Annotated in this window: 1 protein-coding gene; it reads right to left on the reverse strand. The window is 74.3% G+C overall.

The window, feature by feature from the left end; all coding sequences use genetic code 11:
* Window positions 1-791: phosphopantetheine-binding protein (locus ACFHWE_RS23625; RefSeq protein WP_416604077.1), on the reverse strand; the 791-nt coding region annotated here is incomplete at both ends.

Genomic DNA, 791 nt, shown 5'->3' on the forward strand with positions numbered 1-791 from the left:
GGGGAACACGGTCCGCAGCGCCTCGTGCCGCTCCACCACGTCCCCCAGCGCCGCCTCCAGGGCACCGGCGTCCAGACCGCCGCGCAGGCGCAGCACCACCGGGATGTTGTAGGTGGCGCTCGGCCCCTCAAGGCGGTCCAGGAACCACAGTCTGCGCTGTGCGTAGGAGAGGGGGATCCGTTCGGGACGGTCCTGGACGGTGAGCGCGGCCCTGGCGGGGGCGGCGTTCCCGGAGCCGATGCGTTCGGCGACACCGGCGACGGTCGGGGCGTGGAACAGTTCGCGGACGGTCAGTTCGACCCCGAGCGCGCCCCGGATGCGCCCGAGCAGGCGGGTGGCGAGCAGGGAGTGCCCGCCCAGGTCGAAGAAGGAGTCGTCGATCGTCACCGACTCCAGGCCCAGCACCTCCGCGAACAGGGCGCACAGCTCCTCCTCGCGCTCGTCGCGGGGCGCCCGGCCCTGGGACAGTTCGCCGAAGTCGGGCTCGGGCAGGGCACGGCGGTCCAGCTTGCCGTTGCCGGTGAGCGGGAGGGCCTCCAGCGCCACCACCGCGGCGGGCACCATGTACTCGGGCAGGGAGCGAGCCAGCGACGAGCGCAGGTCCACGGGGTCGAGGTCGGCCCCGGCCTCGGGCACCGCGTACCCCACCAGTCGCTTGTCGCCGGGCCGGTCCTCGCGGACCACCACCGCGCACTGGGCCACACCGGGCGCCGCCGCCAGGTGCGTCTCGACCTCCCCGGGTTCGATCCTGAAGCCGCGGACCTTGACCTGGGCGTCGACGCGGCCGACCA

Origin of the sequence: Nocardiopsis sp. LOL_012 (assembly GCF_048060475.1) — a bacterium.
In the GTDB taxonomy this organism is placed as follows: Bacteria; Actinomycetota; Actinomycetes; order Streptosporangiales; family Streptosporangiaceae; genus Nocardiopsis.